The sequence below is a fragment of the Glycomyces terrestris genome (genome assembly GCF_003933745.1).
Taxonomy (GTDB): domain Bacteria; phylum Actinomycetota; class Actinomycetes; order Mycobacteriales; family Micromonosporaceae; genus Glycomyces; species Glycomyces terrestris.
Window position 1 is genome coordinate 77,950 of sequence record NZ_RSEB01000001.1, and the last position, 24,508, is coordinate 102,457.

Sequence of the window (24,508 nt, forward strand, 5' to 3'; positions counted from 1 at the left end):
GGGCGTGCCGCCGGAGGGACCCAGCCTATCTTATTGCAAATGATTGTCAGTTACTGGTCGTGGTGGGACCGGAGCGGGGTGACCGCGTTCGGACCGGCCGGGGCATGGCGAAGCGGGCGGCCCGGTCGGGGCTGACCGCGGGGGTGCGGTCGGCGCGGTCGGACCACCGGACGGTCCAGCGCTGGTTCGCGGTGCCGCCGCGCGTCCGGAGGATGACCGGGTGTCGCGGCGGCCCCGCCTTGACGCCGCCGGAGCGGTCCCGCAGGTGCGCCCGGGTCCCGTTCGCGGCCGGGGTGCCGGAGACGTCGAGGCGGCGGTTCGACGCGGCGCCCGCGATCGCCGAGGCGCTCGATCAGGCCGAAGCGGCGCGGGGTCGCGGTCTCGCGCGGCGGCCGTGCGATCAGCGCAGGTCGCGACCTTGTTGTGCCGCAACGGCTGTCTTGTTAGCATCGTCGCATGTATCTGATCTCGGGCGCCACGGGCAACATCGGTCGCGAAGTCGTGCAGGCGCTGGTGGAACGGGGGCTCCCGGTGCGGGCGCTCGTGCGCGACGCGGGCCGTGCGGCGCTGCCCGCGGGCGTCGAACCGGCGGTCGCGGACCTCGACCGCCCGGAGTCGCTGGACCCGTGGCTCGACGGCGTCGAGGCGGCGTTCGTGCTGCCGGGCTTCGCCGACATGCCGGCGGTGTGCGGGCGGCTCCGGGACGCGGGCGTCAAGCGCATCGTGCAGCTCTCGGGCAGCTCCCCGGAGACCGGCAACGCCGACAACGCGATCACCGCGATGATGGTGCGGTCCGAGGAGGCGGCGCGCGAGTCGGGGCTCCAGTGGACCGTCCTGCGCCCCAGCGGGTTCATGTCGAACACGCTGCGGTGGCTGCCGCAGCTGCGCGCGGGCGACGTGGTCCGCGCGCCCTGGGGCGACATCCCGGTGGCCTGCATCGACCCGTTCGACATCGCGGCCGTCGCCGTGGCCGCGCTGACCGGGGACGGCCATCACGGGGCCGTCTACCGGCTGTCCGGGCCCCGCGCGATGCTCCCGGCCGAGCAGCTGGAGATCCTCGGCCGCGTGCTCGACCGCCCGCTCCGCTTCGAGAGCCTGACGATCGAGGAGACGCGGGCCGAGCTCGAGGCCACGATGCCCCAGGCGTACGTCGACGCCTTCTTCGACTTCTACGTCGAGGGGTCCCTCGACGAGTCGCCGGTCTACCCCACGGTCGAGCAGGTCACCGGCCGCCCGCCCCGCACGTTCGAGCAGTGGGCCGAGGCCAACGCCGCCGCCTTCCGCTGAGGAGCCCGAAGCCGGGTTCCTCGCCGGGTCGGGATCAGGGTCGCTTCGTGGCCTCGCGGCGCGGGTCGGTGCGGGCGTCGATGCGCTCGCGGAGCGCGGTGAGGGTCTGTTCGAGCAGGTGCGCGACGCGGGCCGGGGGGAGCCCGACCTCGGCGGCGATCTGCGCCTGGGTCTTGAACTCGAAGAACCGCAGCGCCAGGATGCGCTGCTCGCGCATGGGCAGCTGCCGCAGGAGCGGCACGAGCGCGTCGGGGTCGTCCGCGAGACGCAGCGCGAGGTCTTCGAAGCGGGCGGTCTCGGCCATGGAGACGCCGCCCGTGTCGGCGTGGAACGGCGCTTCCGGCGGGCCGGCGGCGGCGTCCGCGGTCGCCGGGTCCGGTTCCCTGGAGTGCGCCGGGAGTCGCCCGGGCCAGGCGGTGTCGCGCAGGTGGCGGCGCACGTCGCCCATGATCGCGGGGACGGCGAAGGACAGGAAGTCCTTGCCGAGGGCCGGATCGAAGCGCTCGATCACGCGGGCGAGGCCCTGAACGGCGACCCGGACGAGGTCGTCATGGCCGGCGCCGGCGAGGGCGTAGCGGCGGGCGACGTGCTCGGCCAGCGGGAGGAAACCGGTGACGAGCCGCTCGCGGAGCGCCGCTCGCGCGGGGTCGTCATCGTCCAGCGCGGCCATGCGCTCGAACAGCGGCCGCAGTTCCCGGTAGGGGTCCTGGGGCCGGTGCGTCGCCGGTGCGTCGGGAGTGTCGTCGTGTTCGGGGTCGTGCTCGGGTGCCATGGGGGGCCACCGCCTTGCGCTTCCGGATCGTCAGGCCGGCACGGTGCCGGCCTCACATCGACCAGGTCGCGTACGCCCGGGCTGGGACCGGCACGGCGCGCGTCCCCCGTGCGGGACCGGGCCCCGGGCGGCTTGAGGACCGCCGTATCCGGCACTGGCGTGGAGCGCTCGAACCGTTTCTTCCGCTGCTGTGGGTCGCTCCTCCTCAAGGGGAGGACCCGCACATCGCACGAGCGGCTCCATCGATGGTCCCAGTCTAGTCCGGACCGGCGGCGACGTCGCCGGCGTGACCACTCCTGATTTTTCTAAACCCGGGCGGGATGCCAGGTCGAGCACACCTGCGACGGGGTCTCCGGCTCACGCGGGCATGGCGAGGGCGCGGCGGACGCCCTCTTCGAGATGCGCCGCGGCGAGGCCGCCCCTGGCGACGAAGTCGAACATCAGACCGTCCACAAGGGCCGCGACGACCCGGGCGTCGAAGGCCGGGTCGGGCGAACCGGCCTGCGCCGCCACGAGCTCGGCGAGGTCGCGGAACTCGGCGCCGCAGCGGGCCATGGCGTCGCGCACGACCGGGTCGCGCGCGCCGGCGAGTTCGAGTTCGAAGCGGGCCAGCAGGAGCTGCCGGCTGTCGGTCCACCACTCGCGCAGCATCGCGGCGATGCCCGCGGCGTCGGGCCGGTCGCGTTCGGCGGCCAGGGCCCGCACGGCCCGGTGCACGGCCGGCAGGGCGCGTTCGCGGTCGACCTCGATGATGCGCTCGACGACGGCGAGGAGGAGTTCGTCCCGGGTCTTGAAGTAGTAGGTCACCGAGCCGTGCGGCAGTCCGGCCGCGTCCTGGACCGCGCGGTGGGTCAGCCCGCGGAGGCCCTGCTCGGCGATGACGGCGATCGCGGTGTCGAGCAGCTGGGTGCGCCGGTCTGTGGGCATGGCCGCAATTGTGCCATGGGGGCTGGACGCGCCGCGGCAGTCTCTCTACATTTGTAGAGAATAATTCTCCACTTGTAGAAGGGAGCGTCATGACCGCTCGCCGCAAGCCCCGCGCGTCCGCGGCCGTCGCCGCCGCGCTCGTGCTCCTCCTCGGCGCCGCCGCCTACATCGCCTACGTCTGGCAGCCGCGGGCGTCGCAGTACGAGTCGGCGTACCTCGCGCAGATCGAGTCGCGCTACGCCGACACCGGCGGCGTGCGGTTCCACTACACGGTCACCGGCGAGGGCCCGCCCGTCGTGCTCCTCGCGGGCGGGGCGATGTGGCTGCACTCCTGGCGCGAGACGATCCCCGCGCTCGCCGAGTCGCACACCGTCTACGCCGTCGACATGCCCAGCCAGGGCTACACCGAGGTCCGGGACGAGGACTTCGCCTACGACCTCGACGGCATGGCGGGTGCGATCGAGGCGTTCCTCGACGCCGTCGGCCTCGACCGCGCCTCCCTCGTGGGGCACTCCTGGGGCGGGGCCTGGAGCCTCTACTTCGCCGAGACGCGGCCGGACCGCGTGGACCGGCTCGTGCTCCTCGACGCCCCCGGCCTGGACGCCGAGCGGGCGCGGCAGACCGAGGTCTTCAAGGTCCCGCTGCTGGGCGAGGCCGCGGCGAACCTCACCACGAGGGAGTTCTACGCCGACAGCCTGCGCAGCGCCTTCAGCAACGCCGAGCGCGTCACCGACGACGTGGTCGACGAGGGCTGGGCCTGGTTCTCCCGGCCGACGCAGCGAGATGCGTTCGTGGCCCTCGCCCGGGGACTCGACTTCGACGAGACGCACGAGCGCCTCGGCGACGTGGCCGCGCCGACCCTGATCCTCTGGGGCGCAGAGGACTCGTGGCTTCCCGCGACGCAGGCGCAGGGCCTGGCCGACCGCATCCCCGACGCCGCCGCCGAGGTCATCCCCGGCTGCGGACATAATGTGCACGAGGACTGCCCCGACGCAGCCGTCCCGCTCGTCACCGAGTTCCTTGCGGCATAAGCGAAACTGTTCGTGGCAGTCAGTGCCAGTTGACAGTGACTGCCTATTATTGCGGTACGGGCGCGAGCGGCGCCTGGGCGCACTCACCCCTGGGAGTACCTCATGCTGCACGGCCGGCGGGCGGAGCAGACCGCGATCGACCTCATGCTCCACGGCGTCCTCGACGGACATCCCGGTTCGCTGGTGATCCGCGGCGAGCCCGGCATCGGGAAGTCGGCGCTCCTCGACTACGCCGCCGAGCGCGCCGGAACCGAAGGGGCGCATGTGCTCCGCACGACCGGCGTGGAATTCGAGGCCGAACTGCCGTTCGCGGCGCTCCACGCGCTCCTGCGCCCGATCATGGCGCACGCCGAGGCGCTGCCGGCGCAGCAGGCCGAGGCGCTGCACAGCGCGCTCGGCGTGGGCGGCAGCGCCGGCGGCGACCGGTTCCTCGTCGGGCTCGCCACCCTGAACCTGCTCGTCGAGCTCGCCTCCCAGCGGCCGCTGGTCTGCCTGGTCGACGACGCGCAGTGGCTGGACGGCGAGTCGGCGGACGCGCTCCTGTTCGCCGCGCGGCGCCTCCACGCCGAGCCCGTGGCCGTGCTCTTCGCGGCCCGCACCGGCAGCGCGTTCACCCCGCCGGGGCTGGACGAGCTGCAGGTGGCGAGGCTCGACCGGGCGGCGGCCGAAGGACTGCTCGCCGAGCGGTCGGGGACGCTGCCTCCGGCGGTCCGCGCCCAGTTGGCGGCCGAGGCGCAGGGCAACCCGCTCGCGCTCATCGAGCTGCCGCGGATGCTCACCGCCGAGCAGCGGGCGGGATCGCTTGCGCCGCTGGCGTTCTCGTTGTCGACCGCGGAGCCGGTGACGAACCGGGTGCTGGCCGGGTTCTGCGAGCGGATCGCCGCGCTGCCCGAGGGCGCCCGCCTGTGGCTGCTGGCGGCCGCGCTCGACGACCGCGGGGACCTGGAGGTCCTCGTCCACGCCGGAGAGCGGCTCGGCGTGTCCCTCGCCGAAGCGGCGCCCGCCGAGCGCGCGGGCCTCATCCGCATCGGCGGCGACGGCGTCGTCTTCCGCCACCCGCTGGTGCGGGCCGCAGTCCCGTTGACCTGCGACATCAGCGCGCGGCTGGCCGCGCACCGGGCACTGGCGGAGGCCGTGGACGACGACCGGCGGGCGTGGCACCTGTCCGCGGTCGCGCTCGGCGCCGACGAGCAGGTGGCGACGGAGCTCGAACGGCTCGCGCAGCGCGCCCGCCAGCGCGGCGGCCAGGCCGCGGTCTCGGCGGCGTACGCCAGGGCGGCCGAGCTCTCGCCGGGTGCTGCGGACGCCGCGCGGCGCTACACCGCCGCCGCCTTGAGCGCCGTCGAGGCGGGCCTGCGCGACCGGGCCGCGGAGCTGGTCGGCCGGGCGACGGGCGCCGCCGGTCCGGCGGGGCTGGACGACACGGTGGCCGCCGATCTCGCCCGGGTCCGGGCCCGCCTGGCGTTCGAGTCGGGGAAGCCGCTGGAGGCGGCGCAAATCCTCATGGGCCACGTCAAGATGAGCAGGACCGACTTGGAGCGGCTGTCGTTCCTCGGTCTCGCCGCGTACTACGCGTGGACGAGCGCGGCGCACCCCGAGCAGGCCGAGACGGCCCGCCGCATCGAGGCGCTGACGCCGCGGGGAGCCGAGCCGATGGAGGCGCCCGAGGCGATCGTCCGCGACTTCTGCTCGATCCTGGGCGGCGGCACGAGGGTCACGACGTCGTTCCCCGCGTCGTCGCAGCGGACGCCGGCCGATCTGCGGCCGCTGGTGGGGATGCACATGCTGGTCCAGGCCGACTTCGACGCGATGGCGCGCGATGCCGAAGCGCTCGTGGGCGAGTGCCGGACCGAGGGGCGGCTCGGCCGCATCCCCCAGGCCATGACCACGCTCGCGATCGCGCGGCTGGCGGGCGGGCGGCATCCGGCCGCGCGCGCCGCGGCGGCCGAAGGGCTCGACCTGGCGGCCGACATGGACCAGCCGGTGTGGCGCGGCTACCTCGCCGGGATCCACGCCTGGCTCGCGGCGGTCGCCGGCGACGAGGCATCGCATGCGGCGCTGTCGGAGGAGGCGATGCGCAGCGCGGACGACCTGGCGTGGATGCCGAGCCGCTGCTGGGCCGAGTACGCCGGCGCGATGCTCGATCTGGGCGCCGGCCGGTACGCGGGGGTGCTCGACCGCATCGACCGGGCGGTCGCCGGGCCGTGCCGCCACGCGTTCGTGTGGCGGTTCGCCTGGCCCGACTACATCGAGTCGGCGGTGAAGACCGGCGAGCCCGAGCGCGCGTCGTCCCTTGTGGAGCGATATGCGTCGTGGGCGGAGTCGACCGGCAAGAGCGGGGCGCTCGCCGTCCTGCACCGGGTCCGCGCGCTGACCGGCGACGACGAGCGCGCCGAAGCGGAGTTCACGCGGGCGCTGGAGCTGCACCTGGTGCACGAGCAGCCGTTCGACCTGGCCCGGACCCGCCTGGCGTACGGCGAGTGGCTCCGCCGCGACCGCCGCCGCGGCGAGGCCCGCCACCAGCTTGAGGCCGCAGTCGGGGCCTTCGACCGGTTGGGGGCCGCGCCGTGGGCGGCGCGGGCCGCCGCGGAGCTACGCGCCTCGGGCGTCGCCGTACCCGGGCGGGCCGTCGGGAACCCGCTGGCCGCGCTCACCTCGCAGGAGCTGGCGGTGGTGCGCCTGGCGGTGACCGGGGCGACGAACCGGGACATCGGCGCGCAGCTGTTCCTCAGTCCCCGCACGGTCGCGCACCACCTCTACAAGGCGTTCCCGAAGCTCGGCGTCGCCTCCAGGGCGGAGCTCGGCGCGCTCGTGGCCGGCGAGTAGCCGCGGGTCAGCCCGGCTCGTCCTCGCGCTTGAGCTTGCGGTGCTCCTGGATGAGGAAGTAGATGAGCAGCGCGCTCATGACGAGGTGGCCGCCGGCCGTGTACAGGCCCGGGAAGTAGCCGCCCTTGATGACCGGGAAGACGAAGTGCGAGATGCCGTTCAGGAGCCCGGCGCCGAGCGCGTACCACCACAGGAAGAAGTTGGCGGCGCGGATGCGGTACAGCGCACCGGCTCCCGCGAAGAAGTAGAGCGCCCCGAAGCCGAACACGAAGACCAGCAGGAACTGCTCCTCGGGCCAGTCGCGCGGGGAGTCGAAGAGCTCGACGATCTCGTGCGGGAAGCCGCCGGTGTACTCCTCGGCCATGTGGATGAGCTGGAAGCCGACCGCGCACAGGTAGGTCGCGATCACCTTGCGGGACTTCACCGGGCGCTTGTAGCTGAAGGTGATCCAGCCGGTCCAGCCGAGCACGCTGGCGAGGGTCAGGATGAACGCGCCTTGGAGGGGCAGGGCGAGCAGGGCCCAGGCGGCGAAGCCCGCCGCGAGGACGCCCATGACGATCGCCGAGTAGGGCTCGACGCGCCGTTGAGGGATCGATTCGGTTGTCATGGCCTCGAACCTACGGACGGCAGGGCCTCATCCGCTTCGGCAGCGCGACCGGTCCTCGGCCGCCGTCCGGCGGGCGCGGTTCAGTGACATGACCGGCGGCCGGTCGGGCCCCGGCCGTCCGCGGCGTGCGCCGCCGGCCGGCGCGGCCGACCGATCCGCGGCGCGCGAGGGCCCGTCGCGCGCCGCGCCGACACCGGTCGCCGACCAGTCGTGCCGGGCTTGTCCCCCTGTCCCGCAGCGGGTTTCAATAGGCCTCCCGAGCGCCGGTCGCCGGCCTCCCGTCTCCCACCCGCAAGGATCCACATGGCCGAGTCCGCCGCGCGGTTCCGCGACGTCGTCGCCGTCCGCGAGTTCCGGTTCCTTTGGGCCGCGCAGGCCCAATCCCGCGTCGGCGACCAGATCGCCCGCGTCGCCGTCGCCCTCCTCGTGCTCGACCGCACCGGCTCCGCCGGGCTCACGGCCCTCACGTACGCGCTCACCTACCTGCCGCCGCTGCTCACCGCGCCGCTGCTGGCGGGGCTGGCGGACCGGTACTCGCGCCGCGCCGTCATGGTCGCCGTCGACCTGCTGCGGGCCGCGCTCATCGGCGCCATGGCGATCCCGGGGACGCCGCTCGCGGTCGTCGCGGTGCTCCTGGTGGCCGCCACGTGCCCGGAACCGCTGTTCTCGGCCGCGCGGGTCGCGACGGTGCCGCGGACGCTCCCGGGGCCGCTCTTCCCGGTCGGGATGGGCGTCATCACCTCCACCGACCAGATCGCGCAGATCGCCGGGTTCGCGCTCGGCGGCGTCCTCGTCGGCGCGTACGGTCCCCATGTCGCGCTCGCCGTGAACGCGGGCACGTTCCTGGTCTCGGCGGCGCTCCTGCACTGGGGCGTCGGCCCGCACCTGCCCGAACGGGACGGCGCCGGGCCGGCCCGCGGCAGCGGGTTCGCGCTGGCGGGCATCAGGCTCGTCGTCGGCGACCGGCGACTGCTCGCCGTCGCCGGGCTGGTGTGGCTCGTCGGCTGCTACGTGGTGGCCGAGGCGCTGGCCGCGCCGTACGCCGCGCAGATCGGCGCGGGCGGGGAGGCGGCCGGCGTGCTCATGGCGTCGGTCGTGGTCGGCACCGCGATCGGTTCGCTGCTCGTGGCGAAGCTCGACGGCGCCTGGCGCCGCCGGCTCGTGGTGCCGCTGGCGGTCGCGGCCGGCGTGCCGCTCGCGGCGACCGCGGCCGCGCCGCCGCTGTGGGCGACGATCGCACTGTGGACGCTCGCGGGTGTGTTCCACGCGTACATCGTGCTGGCCCAGATCAGGTTCACGCAGTTCATCCCCGACGGGATGCGCTCGCGCGCCATCGGGTTCGCCGCCGCCGGCCTCCAGACCGCGCAGGGCCTCGGCATCGCGGCCGGCGGCGCGCTCGCGGAATGGACGTCGCCCTCGACCGCGATCGGCGTCTGCGCCGCGGTCGGCGCCTGCCTCGCCGCGCTCATCGGCCTCGTCTCCCGGGTCCACCGCGCCGACCCGCCTGCGCCGCAGTCGCAGTCCGGTCAGCCGGTCGAGCCGTCCGAAGCGCGGTGACGGCTGAGGGGCCGGGCCGCCGCCAATGCGGCGGCCCGGTGGACGCGCCCGAGGAACGGCCGGACGCGTCCCCTTCGGTCGGTTAGGACCAGGCAGAGTCCTTGAGCGTCTTGTTGTCGATCATCGGACGTCCTCCTTTCATGGGCCGGGCCCGCGGTCGCGAGCCGGTGCCGGTCCAGCCTCCATGCGAACCGGGTGGCACCGCATCCGTTGCGCTACTGGTGAAGTCCGGCCCGGCGTGCGGGCGGACCCGCGCTTCGACGGACCGCTGCCGCGCGCGAATCCGACACCGCGTCCGGACGCGGCCGCTTCCGTCGTGCGACCGGTCGTCGCCGCCCGCTGCGGGCACCGTATCCGTCGGTGGACCGGTCGCGCGGCCGGCCGGCCGGTCCCGCGTGCGCCCCGCGTCGCCCTGCGCTCGCCTTCCGCACACCAGTCGACGTGACTGCCGTTGCGTCCCTTGAGCAGCACGTGCAGCGCCACTACGCTCGGGTTTCATGCGACCATCCCGACCGAGCACCACTGAGGAGACCGACATGTCCGACCACCAGCAGGCCGACGTCATCGTCGTCGGGGCAGGACCGACCGGGCTGCTCCTGGCGGGCGACCTCGCCGAAGCGGGCGTCGACGTCCTCGTCCTGGAGAGCCGGAGCGCCGACCTCTCGAACCTCTCGCGGGCCTTCGGCGTCCACGCCCGCACCATGGAGGAGTTCGACGCGCGCGGGATCGCCGACGAGCTCCTCGGCTACGGCGGCGCGCGGCTGCCGGGCATCCGCCTGTTCAACCGCGTCACCCTCAACCTCGCCGACCTGGAGACGCGCTTCCCGTACCTCCTGATGACCCCGCAGTACACCGTCGAGGAGGTCCTGCGCCGGCGCGCGCTCGCGGCGGGGGCCTCGATCCGCTACGACCACAAGGTGACCGGGCTCGACCGCGGCGACGGCCGCGTCACGCTGCGCACGTCGAGCGGGGAGTTCACCGCGACCTACGTCGTCGGGGCCGACGGCGTCAAGTCCGCCGTCCGCGAGGCGATCGGCATGCCCTACCCGGGCGAGGCGGTCCTGAAGTCGATCATGCTCGCGGACGTCAAACTCGCCGAACCGCCCGCGGAGAGCCCCGCCATCCACGGCATCAACGGCGCGTTCTGCTTCATCGCGTCCTTCGGCGACGAGTACTGGCGGATCTTCGCGTGGAACTCCGCCGAGCAGAAGCAGGACGACGACCCGATCGACCTGGACGAGATCAAGGAGGCCACGCGCCTGGTCTTCGGCTCCGACTTCGGCATGTACGAGCCGCGCTGGATCTCCCGCTTCCACTCCGACGAGCGCCAGGTGCCGTCCTACCGCGACGGGAACGTGTTCCTCGCGGGCGACGCCGCGCACTGCCACTCCCCCGCCGGCGGCCAGGGCATGAACACCGGCCTCCAGGACGCCGCGAACCTCGCCTGGAAGCTCGCGGCCGTCCTCCGCGGCGCCGACCCGGCCCTGCTCGACACCTACCACGCCGAGCGCCACCCCGTCGGCAAGGCCGTGCTCCGCTCCAGCGGGACCATGATCCGCCTCGCCGCCGAGCGCTCGAAGATCAAGGCCGCCATCGGCGGCCTCGCCTTCGGCGCGGCCATGCACATCAAGCCCATCGAGGCGAAGGCCATGGGCGTCATCTCCGGCGTCGGGTTCCACTACGGGCACGACAAGGACGAGGACGCCCTCGTCGGCCACCGCGCCAACGACATCGCCCTCGCCGACGGCACGCGCCTGTACGAGGCCCTGCGCGGCGGCCGCTTCGTCGTCCTCGACAGCGCCGAGTCCTACGCGGCCCGCTTCACCGCCGACGCCGCCTCGGCCGCCCCCGACGGCGTCGCCAAGGTCATCCGCCCCGACGCCTACATCGGCTGGGCCGGCGACGACGACCCCGCCGCGATCCGCGCCTACCTGGAGACCCACGCGGGCAAGGACTGACCCATGGCATGCGGCGGCGGAGCTGATCCGCCGCCGCCCAGGGTCGGCGGGATCATCCGGTCTCGACCGCGGTCGGCGAGCAGCGCTTCACCGGTCGAGGATGCGTTGCTCCTTCTCGGGTGCGATACCGATCTCGGCTGATCGCTCGTTCCCGTCCAGCTCGGCGTCCCGCATCCACTCCCAGGTGTCCCTGACGGTGTCGGCGAGCGGCCGGGTCGCCAGGCCCGCGGCCCGCGCCTTCGCGGAGCCGACGTCCCAGGTGCCAGGGGAGGTCCGCCACAGCGGCAGCTCCGACCACTGCCGCACTCCGTGCTCCAGCAGCACCTCGTCGGGGGTCCAGACCAGATCAGGAGCGGCACCGGTCGCCTTCGCGCAGGCGTCGAGGAGGTCCTTGAACGTCGCCTCACCCGACCCGGTCACGTTGAACGCCCCCTCGACGCCGTTCGCGACCACGTCGATCGCGAAGCCCGCGATGTCCCTGGCATCGATCGGCTGGATGCTCCGCGCGGGGTCACCCGGGGCGAGGACGCGCCCGCCGCGGGCGATCCGCTCCAACCACCAGGGGAGGCGGCCGACGTACTCGTGCGGGCCGAGGACGACGCCGGCGCGCAGGAGCATGCTGCTCGCGGTCCCGAACACTTCCAGGACCGCGGCCTCGCAGCCGGACTTCTGGTAGCCGTATTTGGTGGGGCCGTTCTCGGTATCGGTCCCGAACGTCTCGTCGGCATCGGGCGGGCACGGCAGGACCGGCGACTCCTCGGTCAGCGGCCGCACCGGCCACCCCTCGTAGACCGAGAGGGTCGAGACGAAGACGTACCGCCGCGCCGACGGCCGCAGGGCGCGTGCGACTTCGAGGACGTTCCGGGGCACGTAACCGGAGGAGTCCACCACCGCGTCCCACGTCCCCGACGCGGCCAGCCGCTCAAGGTCGGCGCGGCTCCCGCGGTCGCCTCGAACCGCCTCGACGCCTGGCAGATCGAGGCCGGATCGGCCCCGGTTGAACACGGTCACGTCCCAGCCGCGCGCGAGCGCTTCGGCGACGATCGCCCGCCCGACGAACTGGCTTCCTCCGAGGACGAGCAGTCGCACGCCGTCACCCCTTCTGGTCGGCACCGGTGGAGCCATCGATCACCTCGATGACGGTGCGGACTCGATCATCCCGTTGCAACCGGCGATGGGCAAGCACGCGCCTTCGGCCGAACCCGTCACACTCACCGGACACGAGACACGCCGATGGAGCTCACTCAGGAGCCACCGGTCTCCACTGGTTCTGAAAATCGGCCCACAGCGAGGCCTTGCGGCGACGGCATCCTCTCGACCACCTCCCCTCTCGACAACGAGGGTTGATGTCCGGACCCGCGGGAGCAGGCCCTCTGCGGGATCGAGGTGAATCCGAAGCCGTCCGCAAGTCCACCCTGAGCCGAGCCGGCGTCCCCGCCCACCGGTGCTTCGGCGGGCGGGGGCACCGGGTCGGGTTCATTCGCTGTGGAGGACTTCGGCGATGGTCAGGCGGGCCGCTCGGCGGGCCGGGAGGTAGGCGCCGGCGATCGCGATGGCGAGGCCCGCGAGGGCCAGGAGGGCGAGCTGCGGGGCGTTCCAGGTCGCGAGGGCCGAGGCCGGCATGTCGATCTGGGAGGCCGCGGCGGCCAGGCGCAGGATCTCGCGGTGGGCGACCACGCCGAGGGCGATGCCGATGAGGCCGCCGATGACGCCGAGGGACGCCATCGAGGTCACCATCATGGTCACCACCTGCCGCGGGGTCATGCCGATCGACTTGAGCATGCCCAGGTCGCGGCGGCGTTCACGGGCGTTGAGGGCCACGGTGTTGAAGACCCCAAGCGCCGCGACCGTGCCCAGCATGAGCGCGAACATCGTCGCCAGGCCGACGACGGCGATCGAGACGGCGTCGGACTGCCGCGTGGACTGTCCCGTGAGGCCGGCGCCGGTGAGGGCGGTCAGGTACTCCTGCGGGTCGGTCCCGTCCTCTAGGCGGACCTCGTAGCTGATCGGGTGGCCGAGGCCGTCCACGTCGGCGGTGAGGTCGGTCAGGGTCGACCAGTCGGCGTAGACCGTGCCGGTGCCGCTGCCCATGACGACGCCGACGATCGTGACCGTGGCGGTCCGCCCGCCGAGTTCGAGGGTGACGTCGTCGCCGATCGCCAAGTCGTTCTCGTGCACGGTCTTCGAGGAGGCGACCGCCTCGCCCGGGCCGTCCATCCACCGGCCGTCCACCAGCTGGTCGGTGAAGCCCATCCGCGACGACTCGCCGCGGATGAACCACAGCTCCGCGCTCTGCACGAATCCCGCGGCGGTGACCGGCATCCGCAGATTCGCGGTCACCTCGGACGCCCCGGGGAGCGACGCCAGCAGGTCCTGGGTCTCCTGGTCCCCCAGGCCGGTCGCGCCGGAGGGGCCGCCCGGGCCGCCGACCACTTCGATCTGGGCGGCCTCGTGGCGCTGGATCAGGCCGTCGATCTCGGTCGCGAACGCGGCCAGGCCGGCCGTGAAGGTCGCGGTCGTCACCCCCAGCGCCACGGCGGTGGCGGTCAGGGCGGTGCGGCCGGGCCGCGCGAACGGCAGGCCCAGGCCCAGGCTCACCGAGCGGGGCAGCGGGGTGCCGGAGAGCCAGCGGTGCGCCCGCAGGCCGCGGCCCGAGCGCGGCGCGCTGCCCGCGCTGATGGCCTCGGCGGCCGAGAGCCGGTGGGCGCGCATCGCGGGCGCCAGCGCCGCGAGGAGCACCAGCAGCGGCATCCCGACGAACGCGGCCGCGTCGGCCCACGGGCTCACGACCGGGTTGCCAAGGCCCGCTTCACGGAACGTCTCGCTCATCGCCCCGGCGGCCAGGAAGTGCCCGAGGACCGTGCCGATCGCGGCGCCGACGAGCGCCGGGAGCGACACCATCGTCAGGTACACCCACACCACTTGGCGCGGCGTGAATCCGATGGCCTTGAGGACGCCGATGTGGCGCAGGCCGGAGACGACCGCGCCGCTGACGACGTTGGCGACGATCAGGACGGCCACCGCGAGCCCGAGGACGCCGAAGACCGTCAGCAGGACCACGAAGATGCCGAGCTCGGCCGAGATGCGCTCCTTGAGCGCGAGGTAGGACTGCGCGCCGGTGAGCGATCCGGCGGGGACGGCCGCGGTGACCGCGTCCAGGCCGGCTTCGACGTCGGCGGCGGTGTCGTGGTCGTCGAGACGGTAGAGCATCTGAACGGCGGTGGGGCCCATGGCCTCCAGCTGGTCGGCGGTGACCCAGGCGTCGGCGGTCTGTCCGAAGCTGTAGGCGTGGCCCACGACCGTGAGGACCGTGCCGTCGCCGGCCCGGACGGTCGCGCCGACCGGGAGGGGCGCGCCCGGGTCGCCCGGGTCGGCGGGCGCGGTGTTCAGGACGATCTCGCCTTCGGCTGCGGCCCAGCGGCCTTCCCAGAGGTCGAGTCGGTCAACCGGGCCGGCGGGGTCGTCGCGGCCGGCGATCGTGGCGGGGAACTCGACAGCGGCGTCGTCGTCCACGGCGAGGGTGGTGGCGAGCTGGCCGAAGGGCCCGGCGGCTTCCGCGACGCAGTCGAGGTCCGCAGTGGACTCCAGTTGGGCGTCGCTCGCGGCGGCGGGGTCGAACGTCGCGGTCAGGTGCGCGCCCTGCTGTTCGGCGAAGACGCGGTCGAACGGTCCGGAGGAGGCCGCGAGGAGCGCGAGCGCGGCCACGACGGTGCCGCTGGAGAACATGACGACCAGGGCGATGACCGCGGTCTGGAAGCGGCGCCGGCGCATCGAGGCGCGGGCGGTGCGCCAGACGGCGCTCACGGCGTCCGCTCCAGGGTGCGCTCGCCGACGATGCGGCCGTCGGCGAACTCCACGATCCGGCTGGCGCACCGCTGCGCCAGGTTCGGGTCGTGGGTGACGATGAGCAGGGTCTGCCCGATCTGGTTGAGGTCGATGAGGAGGTCCATGACCTGTTCGCCCGCATGGCTGTCGAGCGCGCCGGTCGGCTCGTCGGCCAGGAGCAGCGCGGGCCGGTTCACGAGGGCGCGGGCGACGGCGGCGCGCTGGCGCTCGCCGCCGGAGAGCGCGGCCGGGTACAGGTCGCGGCGGTCGGCGATGCCGAGCTCGTCGAGGAGCTCCAGGGCGCGCTGGCGGGCCTGCTGGGCGCGGACGCCGGTCAGCTGCGCGGCGAGGGCGACGTTGTCGAGGACGGTGAGGTCGTCGAGGAGGTTGAAGAACTGGAAGATCATGCTGATGGTGCGGCGGCGGAAGAGGGCGCGGCCGGTCTCGTTGAGGCCGTTGAGGTCCTTGCCGTCGACGGTGACGGCGCCGGCGGTGGGCCGGTCGAGGCCGGCGATCATGTTGAGCATCGTGGACTTGCCGGAGCCGGAGGGCCCCATGACCGCGACGGCCTCGCCGCGGCGGATCTGGAGGGAGACGCCGTCGAGGGCCGCGGTGTCGCCGTACTCCTTGCGGAGGCCGTCCATGGAGACCAGGACGGGAGGGGGTTGGGTCGCATCGTTCATGCAGCCCAAGCTACGGGCCGGTCCGAAGTGGGCGCATCGGTCGCGGGAGGGAACTCCGGGCGCGCCTCATCCCGGGGATGTAGGGGCGTGGATCCCGCGACCGATGCGCGCGGGAGCGGGCTCCTGCCAGAATCATCCTGTGTGGGCTCTGACGACGATGCCGGCGCTGGCCGCGGCGGCGGTCCTGGCGGCGGCGCTGCTGCGGTCGCGGCGGGCGCACCGCAAGGCGCTGGAGGAGCAGCGGTGGCTGCTGGAGCGGGAGCGCGCGAACGCGACCCGCGCCGCGGTGGACGCCGAGCGGGCCCGGATCGCCCGGGAGCTGCACGACATCGTGAGCCACAACGTGAGCCTGATGGTGGTGCAGTCGGCGGCGGCGCGCGAGGTCGTCGCCGCCATGCCGGAGGAGGCCGCGGCCGCGATGGGCGCGGTCGAGGCGGCCGGGCGCGCGGCGCTGACCGAGCTGCGCCACCTGCTGGGGGTGCTCGCTCCGGCGCAGGACGGCGAGGACGGCCCGGCCGACCTGCGGCCGCAGCCGGGCCTGGACCGGCTCAGTTCGCTGATCGACCGGTTCGCGTTCGCGGGGCTGCCGGTGGAGGTCCGGATCTCGGGGACGCCGCGGCCGCTGCCGACCGGCATCGACGTGACGGCGTACCGGATCGTCCAGGAGGCGTTGACGAACACCCTCAAGCACGCCAAGGGAGCTGAGGCGAAGGTGACGGTGCGATACAGCGACCGCTCGCTGCGCGTCGAGGTGCTCAACGGCGGGCCGAGCGTCCTCGCCGGCGACGCCCCGCGGGTCGCGGCGGGGCCGGCGCGGCCGGGCCGGGGCCTGGTGGGCCTGCGCGAGCGCGTGGGCGTCTACCGCGGCGACCTGGACGCGCGCCGGCGCCTCGGCGGCGGCTACCGGGTGCGGGCCCGACTGCCGTTGGACCGGCCGTGAACGCCGTCGAGGGTCCGCGCGTGCTGGTCGTGGACGACCAGGCGCTGGTGCGGGCCGGGTTCCGCATGATCCTGACGGCGCGCGGCATCGACGTCGTGGGCGAGGCGGGCGACGGCGCCGAGGCGGTCGCCGCGGTGCGGCGGCTGCGTCCCGACGTGGTGCTGCTCGACATCCGGATGCCCAATATGGACGGACTGGAGGCGGCGCGGCGGATTCTCGGACTGGTGCCGGAGTGCCGCGTGATCATGCTGACCACGTTCGACCTCGACCGGTACGTGTACGCGGCGCTCGCCCTGGGCGCCAGCGGGTTCCTGCTCAAGGACGTGACCGCCGAGCACCTGGCCGCCGCGGTCCGCCTGGTGGGCACCGGGGACGCGCTGCTGGCGCCGTCGATCACGCGCCGGCTCGTGGAGCGCTTCGCGCCCGATCAACTCGCCCCCCACCGGAGCCTGGAGGCGCTGACGCCCCGGGAGCTGGAGGTGCTCGCGCTCCTGGGCCGCGGTCTGTCGAACGGCGAGCTGGCCGAGCACTTGACGCTGAGCGAGGCGACGGTCAAGACCCATGTGGCCCGCATCTTCGCCAAGCTCGACCTGCGCGACCGCGCCCAGGCGGTCGTGGTGGCCTACGAGACGGGCCTGGTCACGCCCGGCGGCGGCTGACGGCCCGGCGTCGGGGCGACCGCGGCCGGCGGCGCCGGCGGGCCGGCCCCGGTCAGGCCGGGAGGGCGAGGTCGGCGATCATCGGCTCGGTCGGCTGGTCGGAGCCGCCCGCGGGTTCGTTGGTGAGGCCCACGATCTCGGTGTCGCCGAGGCCGTCGACGAGCATCGTCGCCGAGGAGTCGCCCGGGTCCATGACGCCCGCCGAGGTCTGGCCGGCCTCGTCCACGAGCCAGACCTGGTAGGAGCGGTCGTCGCCGATCTCGGCGAGGTCGGAGACCACGACCACCGCCTGGTCGAGTTCGGCGGAGAAGACCACGGTGACGCGGCCGCCGCCTTCGGCCCGCTGCACGGCCACGTCGGCGTCGGGCGCCTCCAGAACGGCGGCCATCTCGGATTCCGCAAGGGGCGCATCGGTGGAGCGCATGACCTGCCACGTGGCGAACACGCCCGCGAAGGCGGCGGCCAGGGCGAGCGCGGCCGCGCCGAGGGCGAGGCGCCGGCGCGGGACGCGCAGCGTGCCGGGGCGGCGCGCGGGCCGGCGGCGCGGCGCGGGGGCGGCCTCCTGCCCGGTGCGGCTGGTCGCGGCGAGGACCCGGTCGCGCAGCTCCGGCGGCGGGTCGGTGAGCAGGACGTCGGAGAGGCGCCCGGCGGCCTCGCGGAGCTCGACGGCCTCGGCCGCGCAGGACTCACACTCGAGGAGGTGGGCCTCGACACGGCGGCGCTCGTCGTCGTCGACCGCGTCGACGGCCCAGGCGCCGATGAGGGAGTGGACGTCGTCGCTCACCGGGACGCCTCCAGGCAGTCGCGCAGTTTCCCGAGCCCGTCCCGGATGCGGGTCTTGACGGTCGGGACGGCGGTGTCCAGGAGCGCGGCCACCTGGCGGTAGGTGTAGCCGCCGTAGTAGGCGAGGGTGACGGCGCGGTGCTGGAGGTCGGTGAGGGTCTTCAGGCAGCGGCGCACCTGGCGGTGTTCGAGGCGCCGCTCGGCGGCGTCGGCGACGGGGTCCACGGGGGCGACGGTCGCCTCGGCCGCGGCGCGCCGCTCGCGGTCGCCGGCGGCCTGGGAGGAGCGGACCCGGTCGACGGCGCGCCGGTGCGCGATGGTGGCGACCCAGGAGGTCGCCGAGCCGAGGCGCTCGTCGTACCGGGACGCGGTGCGCCAGATCTCGACCAGGACCTCTTGGGCGACCTCTTCGGACTGGGCGCGGTCACGCAGGACGCGCAGGCAGATGCCGTAGACCCGCGGCGAGACGAGGCCGTAGAGCTCGGTGAACGCGTCGTGCTCGCCGCGTCCCGAGCGCAGCAGCAGCGTCTCGGCCGAGACGGTGTCAACCACGGCGCCGACCGGCGCGCCGCGCGTGCGCACGGGGCGCCCGCTCGTCCTCGGCGTGTGCGTGCACTGTGCGTTCTCCATCCCGGCGCGGCGGACCACCAGCTTAGCGGTCCGCACGGCGGGGACGGCCTCGACGTGCGCTCACAGCGCGACCAGGGCCGCCGCGACGGCGGCGACGGCGGCGAACCCGGCCGCGTGCGGCAGGTGCGACCGCGGGGTGCGGATCCCGTGCCGGGCCAGCGTCGCCATGTCCCCCAGCGGGATCAGCGCGAGGGCGAACAGGACCAGCCCGGTGGTGAGCCCGGACGAGGTCCACGCGGCGGCGAGCACGGCCGCGCCCGCGGCGATGTCGCGCCAGGCCGCCGCGGCGGCCCAGGCGCGCGTCTCCGGAGTCGCGGCGGGGATGCCGTAGGCGCGGGACGCGCGCTGCGGGGCGAGGACCCCGGCCGCGCCGAGGCAGACGAACGCGGCCCCGAGGGCGATCGCGGCCAGGTCCGCGAGGGCGGCGAAGGTCGATGCGTCCACTCGGAACTCCTCTCAGGCGCCGCGGGCCGCGGCGATCAGGATGAGCGTCACCGCGAACCCGGCGATCTGATTGAGCCACAGGAACCGCCGCCACCCCCGCGTCGACTCGCGCGCGCGCTCGTCCGGAACGGAGCGGTACGGCCAGGCGGAGGCGATGTAGAGCAGCACGAGCGGCGCGGCGAGCGGGCCCGGCCAGGGGGTGAGCAGCACGGCGGCGCCGGCGGCCGCGTAGCCGGCGATCGCGAAGCGGACCGTGGCGGCCGCGCCCCACCACGTGGCGATCGAGGCGATCCCGGCCTCGCGGTCGGAGGGGACGTCCTGGACGGCCCCGAACGCGTGCGAGGCGATCCCCCACAGCCCGAAGGCGACGAACGCCGCGGTCGTCGCGGTCGTCCAGGGCGCGCCGGCGAGGACGATCGCGTAGGCGGCCGGGGACCAGAAGTGGGCGCTGGAGGTGAGCGAGTCGGCCAGCGGGATCTCCTTGAGCCGCAGAGGCGGAGTCGAATAGAAGACCACCAGGAGCATCGAGGCGGCGAGGACGAGGTTCGCCGCGGTCGAGCCGACCGCGAGGAGGAAGGCCAGGAACGGCAGGCACGCGGCCGCCGCGGCCGCCAGCGTGACCCGGTGGAGGCGCCGGTCGAGGACGGCGCCGTGCGCGCCGCCCTTGCGCGGGCTGCGCAGGTCGGACTCGTAGTCGAACACGTCGTTGACGCCGTACATCGCGAGGTTGTACGGCACCAGGAAGAACAGGGTGCCGAGGACGAACACGGCGTCGACCGCGCCGGCCGTCAGCAGCCAGGCGGCCGCGAACGGGTAGGCGGTGTTGATCCAGCTCACCGGACGCGAGGCGACGAGCAGCTGTGCGGCGGTGCTCCGGGCGGTCAGGACGGTCATGGGCGGCGCCGTTCCGGTAGGAGGACGAAGGCGGCGGGCACCGCGAACGCGGCGCTCACCGGGTAGGCGAAGTCCTCGATCGGCGCCTGGCCGACCTTGACTCCGAGAAGGTGGGACTCAGGGTAGGTGAACAGGCCCGCGGCGATCATCAGGTTGTCGAACGCCGCGGTGAGCAGCACCAGGACCGCCGCGGCGACCGCCGAGGCGGCCATCCGCCGCCCGAAGCGGGGCCGCCGTGCGCTGAGGACGGTCACGGCCGCGGCGGCGGCCAGGAAGGGGAGGCAGAGCAGCGCGTACGTCACCGGACCTCCCCGCTGGAGCCGGTCCGCAGCGCGGACCCCCAGACCACGACCGCCAGATAGCTGAGGAACGCCAGGAAGAACGGCTCCTCGAGCGGGAGGTGCGGGGCGAGGTCGATGCCGAGGAGGAGGTCCGAGCCGCCTTTCACGAAGACGCCCGCGGCGATCCCGGCGGCGTCCCACAGCAGGAAGAACACCGTGCCGGCGGCGACCGCGAGCAGCGTGCGGCGCGGCGACCGGAACGCGGCCAGGCGGAATCGGCGGTCGAGGGCGGCCACGCCGCCGGCGGCGGCGAGGATCGCCAGGAGGTAGAGGCCGGGCATGTCACTCCGCTCCGGGTTCGGGGATCGGGCCGGGGGAGCGGTCTCCGCGCACCCGTTTGAGGACGAGTTCGGCCGAGATCAGGCACATCGGCAGACCGATGCCCGGCAGGGTCGAGGCTCCGGCGTAGTACAGTCCCCGCACCTTGCGGGAGGCGTTGCGCGGCCGGAAGACCGCGCTCTGGCGGAGGGTGTGCTCGAGGCCGAGCGCGGCGCCGCGCCAGGCGTTGAGGTCGGCGGCGAAGTCGCCGGGGGCGACGGTGCGCCGGACGGTGATCCGCTCGGGCAGGTCCCCGATGCCGCACCAGCGGGCGATCTGCGCGATGACGCGGTCGGCGGCGGCCTCGACGCGGAGGTCGCCGCCGCGGCCGAGTCCCGGGTCGGCGGGGACGGGGACGAGGACGAACAGGCTCTCGCTCCCCGGCGGAGCCGCGGCGGGGTCGGTGGCGCCGGGCCGGCACACGTAGATCGAGGCGGGATCGGGGACGCGCGGGCGGCGTCCGAAGACGGCGTCGAAGTTCGCCTTCCAGTCGCGGGTGAACAGCAGGTTGTGGTGGGCGAGCTGCGGAAGCGGGCCGTCGACGCCGAGCATGAGCAGGAGCGCGCCGGGGCCCGGTGAGCGCCGCCGCCACCAGGACTCGGGGTAGGTGCGGTCGCGGCCGCCGAGCAGCGCGGTCTCGGTGTGGTGCAGGTCGGCGGTGGAGACGACGAGGTCCGCTTCGAGGTCGCCCCCGGCGGTGAGGCGGACGCCTCGCGCCCGCCCGTCGCGGGTGAGGATGCGCGCCACGGGCGCGCCGGTCCGGATCTTGGCGCCGGCGGCCGCGGCGAGCCGTTCGACCGCGGCGATGACGCTCGTGAACCCGCCCATGGGGTAGAGCACGCCGTCGGCGAGGTCGAGGTGGCTCATGAGGCGGTACAGGCTCGGCGCCCGGTACGGGGAGCTGCCGAGGAAGACCGCCGGATAGCCGAGGATCTGTCGCAGCCGCCGGTCGGCGAAGCGGCGCTCGACGTGGGCGGCGAGGGGGCGGGTAAGCAGGGGCGCCAGTCTCGGCAGGCGCCGCAGCAGCGCCGGGTCGCGCAGGCCGGCGGTCGTCTCGTACGTGTCGTAGAGGAAGCGGCCGACGGCCAGCTCGTACGCGTCCCGGGCCGAGTCCAGGTAGGACGCCAGGCGGGGGCCCGCACCGGTCTCGATCCGCTCGAACAGCGCGGTGGCCGCTTCGCGGCCGGAGACGACGTCGACCGGGCCGGCGCCGGGCGGTTCGAAATGGGCGCGGAAGGCCGGGGTGAGCCGGACGAGGTCGAGTTCCCTTGCGGCCGTGGTGTCCATGAGCCGGAAGTAATGCTCGAAGACCTCGGGCATCAGGTACCAGCTCGGGCCGGTGTCGAAGCGGAAGCCCCCGTGCTCCCAGACGCCGGCGCGGCCCCCGGTCGCGTCGCGGGCCTCGAGCACGGTGACGTCGTGGCCGTCCTTCGCGAGCAGGCCGGCCACCGCCAGGCCGGAGATCCCCGCGCCGATGACGATCGCCTTCATGCCCGCACTCCTCGCGGGGAGGGGGCGAGTGAGACCTTGGCGGCGATGACCGCCTTGCGCCAGTTGGAGACCCGGGCCCGGCCGGTCCCGTCGTCCTCCCGCAGCCGGTGCGCGAGGGCCGCGAACAGGCCGTGGGCGGTGGCGACGGCGCGGCGGCAGTCCTTGGGGAGCAGCGGGATGCACGCGCGGGCGGCGTGCAGGTCGCGGTCGATGCGGTCGAGGACGGCCGCTCGGGTGCCGGGGGCGTCGCCGAGGTAGTCGCGGCCCAGCCGGTCGCGGTCGTGGCCGGCGTCCCGCAGGAAGTTGATCTCCTGGAACGCCGAGCCGAGGCGGCGCGCGCCCTCGCTGACCAGCGGGTCGGCGCGGTCGGTGCCGGGACGGCCGGCGTTCAGGAAGACCTGGAGGCACATGAGCCCGACCGCTTCCGCAGAGCCGTACACGTACTGCCGCAGGGAGCGCTCGTCGTGCTCGACGACCTCGAGGTCGGATCGCATCGAGGCGAAGAAGGGCCGCACCAGGTCAGGGCCGATGCCGCACTCGCGCGCGGTGAGCGCGAAGGCGTGGACGACGAGGTTGGCGCTGAAGCCCTCCTTGATCGCGAGCAGGGTGTGGGCCTCGAGGTCGTCGAGGACGTGGCGGGTGGCGGCCGGTTCGAGGCCGGCCGCGGCGGCGGGGCCGTCGACGATCTCGTCGGCGACGCGCACGAGCGCGTAGACCGCGCGCACGTGGGCGCGCACGCGCGGGCCCAGGAGCCGGCACGCGAGGCCGAACGAGGTCGAGTACCCGGCGATGACCTCGGCGGCCGCGCGCATCGCGGTGCGGTGGTAGAGGTCGAGTCCTACGGGGTCGTTCACGGGATGCGCTCCTCGATGACGTCGGTGAGGTCGCCGAGCATTCGCTTGGACGCTTCGGGGACGGGGGCGCGGGACCAGCGCTCGCGCGCGGCGCCGAGGATCTCGTCGATCAGGGCGTGGACCCGCTTGCGGGCGCCGCAGGCGTCCAGGGCGCGCCGCGCGGCCTGCACCCCTTCGGGTCCGGTGGGGGCCAGTGCGAGCGCGGCCTTCACTTCGGGCCAGGAGCCGCTGTGGCGGGCCGTCGCGATGAGCGCGGTGTGCTTGCCTTCGCGGAGGTCGGCGCCGGGGGCGCGGCCCGCCTGCTCCGCGGTGCCGAAGGCGCCGATGAGGTCGTCGGCGAGCTGGAACGCGAGGCCGAGGGAGCGTCCGGCGGCGCCGAGCGCGGCGACGGCGGGTTCGGGGGCTCCGGCGAGGATCGCGCCTGCTTGGAGCGGGGCGCTGATGGAGTAGACGGCGGTCTTGTCGCGGGCGGCGGCGAGCACGGCTTCGGGGTCGGGCGGGTCGGGTAGGGAGGCGTACTCGACGTCGGCGAGTTCGCCTGCGGCCGAGAGGAGGATGACGTCGTCGAGGAGGTCGAGGAGCCTGCGGCGCGGGCCGGCCGGGAGGTCGGCGGCGGCGATGAGACGCACGGCCTCGAAGAGGAGGACGTCGCCGACCAGGATCGAGGCGGCGTCGCCGTAGCGGGCGGCGCGGCCGACTGCCGCACCCGCCGCCCGCGCGTCGGCGCGGAAGCGCCCGGAGGTGTTGGGCCGGCCGCGGCGCTCGACGTCGCCGTCGATGACGTCGTCGTGGACGACGAAGGCGGTGTGCAGCAGCTCGAAGCCGGCGGCGACGTCGGCGACCGCGGGATCGGCGGTACCGCGGCCGCCGAAGGCCAGGTTGGACTCGGCTACCAGGCGCGGCCGGAACCGCTTCCCGCCCGCGGCGGCGTCGCGGGCGGCTTCGGCGAGGACCGCGGACCGGCGGTCGCGGGCGCGGCCCTGCTCGACGAGGCGCGCCAGGGCGAGGTCGACGGCGGTGCCGACGGCGGTCCGCCCGGCTTCGAGGGCCGTCACGGTTCACCGTCCGGGCGGAGCAGGTCGAGGCCCCGGGCCTGGAGGACGAGCCAGGGGCTGAAGGCCCACGGCGCGGCGGCGATCGCGGAGGCGAGGTCGCGCGCCTCGGTCCAGGCGACGTCCATGACCTCGGCCGGCTCGGGACGGACGGGGCCGGCGGCGGTCGCGGTGTAGACGGGGCAGACCTCGTTCTCGACGATGCCGCCGGGGTCGACGGCGCGGTAGCGGAAGCCGGGGATCGCGGGTGCGATCGCCGTGACGCGCAGGCCGAGCTCGCGGTCGGCGTGGCGCTCGATCGCGTCCTCGAAGGACTCGCCGGGCCGCGGGTGGCCGCAGAACGCGTTGGTCCACACGCCCGGCCAGGCGGTCTTCGCCAGCGACCGGCGCGTGACCAGCAGCCTGCCGTCCGGCCCGGTGACGTGGCAGGAGAAGGCCAGGTGGAGCGGGGTGTCGCTGGTGTGGACCGACGTCTTCGGGGCGGTCCCGATCGCGTTCCCGGCGTCGTCGAGGAGGATCACGTCGTCGCCCATGGCGCCCGTCCCCTCGTGGTGTGCGGAGCTGCGGTCCCGACCATGCCTCACGTCCTCTCCTGGATCTCGAGCAGGCATTCGGAGCCGGCCGGGCTT

At 74.5% G+C, this 24,508-nt stretch carries 23 protein-coding genes; 7 read left to right on the forward strand and 16 right to left on the reverse strand.

All coding sequences use genetic code 11. The annotated features are described in order from the left end of the window. The first annotated feature begins 456 nt into the window (after positions 1–456). Positions 457–1,287 (forward strand): NAD(P)H-binding protein, encoded by an 831-nt coding sequence (locus tag EIW28_RS00350; RefSeq protein WP_125245749.1) that lies wholly within the window; start codon positions 457–459, stop codon positions 1,285–1,287. Between the two features lie 34 nt (positions 1,288–1,321). On the opposite strand, the gene EIW28_RS00355 is transcribed toward EIW28_RS00350, so the two are convergent. Both EIW28_RS00355 and EIW28_RS00360 read right to left on the reverse strand, forming a co-directional pair. Continuing rightward, complete coding sequence (locus tag EIW28_RS00355) at positions 1,322–2,059, reverse strand: sigma-70 family RNA polymerase sigma factor (protein WP_125245750.1); 738 nt, start codon at positions 2,057–2,059, stop codon at positions 1,322–1,324. Positions 2,060–2,416: 357 nt separating this feature from the next. Then, positions 2,417–2,986, reverse strand: a complete 570-nt coding sequence (locus EIW28_RS00360) for a TetR/AcrR family transcriptional regulator (RefSeq protein ID WP_125245751.1) — start codon at positions 2,984–2,986, stop codon at positions 2,417–2,419. Positions 2,987–3,075: 89 nt separating this feature from the next. On the opposite strand from EIW28_RS00360, the gene EIW28_RS00365 reads away from it, so the two are divergent. Together EIW28_RS00365 and EIW28_RS00370 are read left to right on the forward strand one after the other, a co-directional pair. Next, positions 3,076–4,017 carry an alpha/beta fold hydrolase gene (locus tag EIW28_RS00365; protein ID WP_125245752.1) on the forward strand — a complete coding sequence of 314 codons (942 nt, stop codon included), beginning with the start codon at positions 3,076–3,078 and terminating at the stop codon, positions 4,015–4,017. A 102-nt stretch (positions 4,018–4,119) separates the two neighbouring features. After that, positions 4,120–6,843 (forward strand): ATP-binding protein, encoded by a 2,724-nt coding sequence (locus EIW28_RS00370; RefSeq protein ID WP_125245753.1) that lies wholly within the window; start codon positions 4,120–4,122, stop codon positions 6,841–6,843. 7 nt (positions 6,844–6,850) lie between these two features. On the opposite strand, the gene EIW28_RS00375 is transcribed toward EIW28_RS00370, so the two are convergent. Continuing rightward, the gene (locus EIW28_RS00375) at positions 6,851–7,450 is read right to left on the reverse strand and encodes an HXXEE domain-containing protein (RefSeq protein ID WP_125245754.1); all 600 of its coding nucleotides are present in this window, start codon (positions 7,448–7,450) and stop codon (positions 6,851–6,853) included. Positions 7,451–7,753: 303 nt separating this feature from the next. On the opposite strand from EIW28_RS00375, the gene EIW28_RS00380 reads away from it, so the two are divergent. Together EIW28_RS00380 and EIW28_RS00385 are read left to right on the forward strand one after the other, a co-directional pair. Next, entirely contained in the window at positions 7,754–9,007 is a 1,254-nt protein-coding gene (locus tag EIW28_RS00380) for an MFS transporter (RefSeq protein ID WP_125245755.1), read from the forward strand. A 536-nt stretch (positions 9,008–9,543) separates the two neighbouring features. Beyond that, positions 9,544–10,965 (forward strand): FAD-dependent monooxygenase, encoded by a 1,422-nt coding sequence (locus tag EIW28_RS00385; RefSeq protein WP_125246665.1) that lies wholly within the window; start codon positions 9,544–9,546, stop codon positions 10,963–10,965. Between the two features lie 87 nt (positions 10,966–11,052). Here EIW28_RS00385 and EIW28_RS00390 read toward each other — a convergent pair whose 3' ends face one another. The 3 genes from EIW28_RS00390 to EIW28_RS00400 all read right to left on the reverse strand — a co-directional run bounded on the left by EIW28_RS00390 (position 11,053) and on the right by EIW28_RS00400 (position 15,473). After that, positions 11,053–12,054 (reverse strand): NAD-dependent epimerase/dehydratase family protein, encoded by a 1,002-nt coding sequence (locus EIW28_RS00390; protein WP_125245756.1) that lies wholly within the window; start codon positions 12,052–12,054, stop codon positions 11,053–11,055. Positions 12,055–12,441: 387 nt separating this feature from the next. Further along, positions 12,442–14,769, reverse strand: a complete 2,328-nt coding sequence (locus tag EIW28_RS00395; RefSeq protein WP_125245757.1) for an ABC transporter permease — start codon at positions 14,767–14,769, stop codon at positions 12,442–12,444. After that, the gene (locus tag EIW28_RS00400; RefSeq protein ID WP_125245758.1) at positions 14,766–15,473 is read right to left on the reverse strand and encodes an ABC transporter ATP-binding protein; all 708 of its coding nucleotides are present in this window, start codon (positions 15,471–15,473) and stop codon (positions 14,766–14,768) included. The genes EIW28_RS00395 and EIW28_RS00400 overlap by 4 nt, the downstream gene beginning before the upstream one ends. A 157-nt stretch (positions 15,474–15,630) precedes the next feature. Here EIW28_RS00400 and EIW28_RS00405 point away from each other — a divergent pair, with 157 nt between their 5' ends. Further along, a complete protein-coding gene (locus EIW28_RS00405) occupies positions 15,631–16,413 on the forward strand; it encodes a sensor histidine kinase (protein ID WP_125246666.1) in 783 nt (260 codons plus the stop codon). Continuing rightward, complete coding sequence (locus EIW28_RS00410) at positions 16,410–17,072, forward strand: response regulator (protein ID WP_125245759.1); 663 nt, start codon at positions 16,410–16,412, stop codon at positions 17,070–17,072. The genes EIW28_RS00405 and EIW28_RS00410 overlap by 4 nt, the downstream gene beginning before the upstream one ends. Positions 17,073–17,124: 52 nt before the next feature. Here EIW28_RS00410 and EIW28_RS00415 read toward each other — a convergent pair whose 3' ends face one another. Genes EIW28_RS00415 through idi form a run of 10 tightly spaced genes read right to left on the reverse strand, consistent with a single transcriptional unit; the run spans position 17,125 to position 24,412 of the window. After that, a complete protein-coding gene (locus EIW28_RS00415) occupies positions 17,125–17,856 on the reverse strand; it encodes an anti-sigma factor (protein WP_125245760.1) in 732 nt (243 codons plus the stop codon). Next, a complete protein-coding gene (gene sigK, locus EIW28_RS00420; RefSeq protein WP_125245761.1) occupies positions 17,853–18,485 on the reverse strand; it encodes an ECF RNA polymerase sigma factor SigK in 633 nt (210 codons plus the stop codon). The genes EIW28_RS00415 and sigK overlap by 4 nt, the downstream gene beginning before the upstream one ends. A gap of 60 nt (positions 18,486–18,545) precedes the next feature. Then, positions 18,546–18,929 (reverse strand): DUF4267 domain-containing protein, encoded by a 384-nt coding sequence (locus EIW28_RS00425; protein WP_125245762.1) that lies wholly within the window; start codon positions 18,927–18,929, stop codon positions 18,546–18,548. A gap of 12 nt (positions 18,930–18,941) precedes the next feature. After that, positions 18,942–19,823 (reverse strand): prenyltransferase, encoded by an 882-nt coding sequence (locus tag EIW28_RS00430; RefSeq protein WP_125245763.1) that lies wholly within the window; start codon positions 19,821–19,823, stop codon positions 18,942–18,944. Next, positions 19,820–20,125, reverse strand: coding sequence for a lycopene cyclase domain-containing protein (locus EIW28_RS00435; RefSeq protein ID WP_125245764.1), 306 nt, complete (start codon positions 20,123–20,125; stop codon positions 19,820–19,822). The genes EIW28_RS00430 and EIW28_RS00435 overlap by 4 nt, the downstream gene beginning before the upstream one ends. Next, a complete protein-coding gene (locus EIW28_RS00440) occupies positions 20,122–20,445 on the reverse strand; it encodes a lycopene cyclase domain-containing protein (protein WP_125245765.1) in 324 nt (107 codons plus the stop codon). Before EIW28_RS00440 ends, EIW28_RS00435 begins: the two co-directional genes overlap by 4 nt. 1 nt (position 20,446) lies before the next feature. Beyond that, the gene (gene crtI, locus EIW28_RS00445) at positions 20,447–21,973 is read right to left on the reverse strand and encodes a phytoene desaturase family protein (protein ID WP_125245766.1); all 1,527 of its coding nucleotides are present in this window, start codon (positions 21,971–21,973) and stop codon (positions 20,447–20,449) included. Continuing rightward, positions 21,970–22,827, reverse strand: coding sequence for a phytoene/squalene synthase family protein (locus EIW28_RS00450; RefSeq protein ID WP_197716995.1), 858 nt, complete (start codon positions 22,825–22,827; stop codon positions 21,970–21,972). Before EIW28_RS00450 ends, crtI begins: the two co-directional genes overlap by 4 nt. Further along, complete coding sequence (locus EIW28_RS00455) at positions 22,824–23,882, reverse strand: polyprenyl synthetase family protein (protein ID WP_125245767.1); 1,059 nt, start codon at positions 23,880–23,882, stop codon at positions 22,824–22,826. Before EIW28_RS00455 ends, EIW28_RS00450 begins: the two co-directional genes overlap by 4 nt. After that, entirely contained in the window at positions 23,879–24,412 is a 534-nt protein-coding gene (gene idi, locus EIW28_RS00460) for an isopentenyl-diphosphate Delta-isomerase (RefSeq protein ID WP_125246668.1), read from the reverse strand. Before idi ends, EIW28_RS00455 begins: the two co-directional genes overlap by 4 nt. Between the last annotated feature and the right edge of the window lie 96 nt (positions 24,413–24,508).

Bases quoted from the DNA above. Each gene is read 5' to 3' on its own strand.
- EIW28_RS00350 (WP_125245749.1), top strand. From the start codon at position 457: ATGTATCTGATCTCGGGCGCCACGGGCAACATCGGTCGCGAAGTCGTG.
- EIW28_RS00355 (WP_125245750.1), bottom strand. From the start codon at position 2,059: ATGGCACCCGAGCACGACCCCGAACACGACGACACTCCCGACGCACCG.
- EIW28_RS00360 (WP_125245751.1), bottom strand. From the start codon at position 2,986: ATGCCCACAGACCGGCGCACCCAGCTGCTCGACACCGCGATCGCCGTC.
- EIW28_RS00365 (WP_125245752.1), top strand. From the start codon at position 3,076: ATGACCGCTCGCCGCAAGCCCCGCGCGTCCGCGGCCGTCGCCGCCGCG.
- EIW28_RS00370 (WP_125245753.1), top strand. From the start codon at position 4,120: ATGCTGCACGGCCGGCGGGCGGAGCAGACCGCGATCGACCTCATGCTC.
- EIW28_RS00375 (WP_125245754.1), bottom strand. From the start codon at position 7,450: ATGACAACCGAATCGATCCCTCAACGGCGCGTCGAGCCCTACTCGGCG.
- EIW28_RS00380 (WP_125245755.1), top strand. From the start codon at position 7,754: ATGGCCGAGTCCGCCGCGCGGTTCCGCGACGTCGTCGCCGTCCGCGAG.
- EIW28_RS00385 (WP_125246665.1), top strand. From the start codon at position 9,544: ATGTCCGACCACCAGCAGGCCGACGTCATCGTCGTCGGGGCAGGACCG.
- EIW28_RS00400 (WP_125245758.1), bottom strand. From the start codon at position 15,473: ATGAACGATGCGACCCAACCCCCTCCCGTCCTGGTCTCCATGGACGGC.
- EIW28_RS00405 (WP_125246666.1), top strand. From the start codon at position 15,631: ATGCCGGCGCTGGCCGCGGCGGCGGTCCTGGCGGCGGCGCTGCTGCGG.
- sigK (WP_125245761.1), bottom strand. From the start codon at position 18,485: ATGGAGAACGCACAGTGCACGCACACGCCGAGGACGAGCGGGCGCCCC.
- EIW28_RS00430 (WP_125245763.1), bottom strand. From the start codon at position 19,823: ATGACCGTCCTGACCGCCCGGAGCACCGCCGCACAGCTGCTCGTCGCC.
- EIW28_RS00440 (WP_125245765.1), bottom strand. From the start codon at position 20,445: ATGCCCGGCCTCTACCTCCTGGCGATCCTCGCCGCCGCCGGCGGCGTG.
- crtI (WP_125245766.1), bottom strand. From the start codon at position 21,973: ATGAAGGCGATCGTCATCGGCGCGGGGATCTCCGGCCTGGCGGTGGCC.
- idi (WP_125246668.1), bottom strand. From the start codon at position 24,412: ATGGGCGACGACGTGATCCTCCTCGACGACGCCGGGAACGCGATCGGG.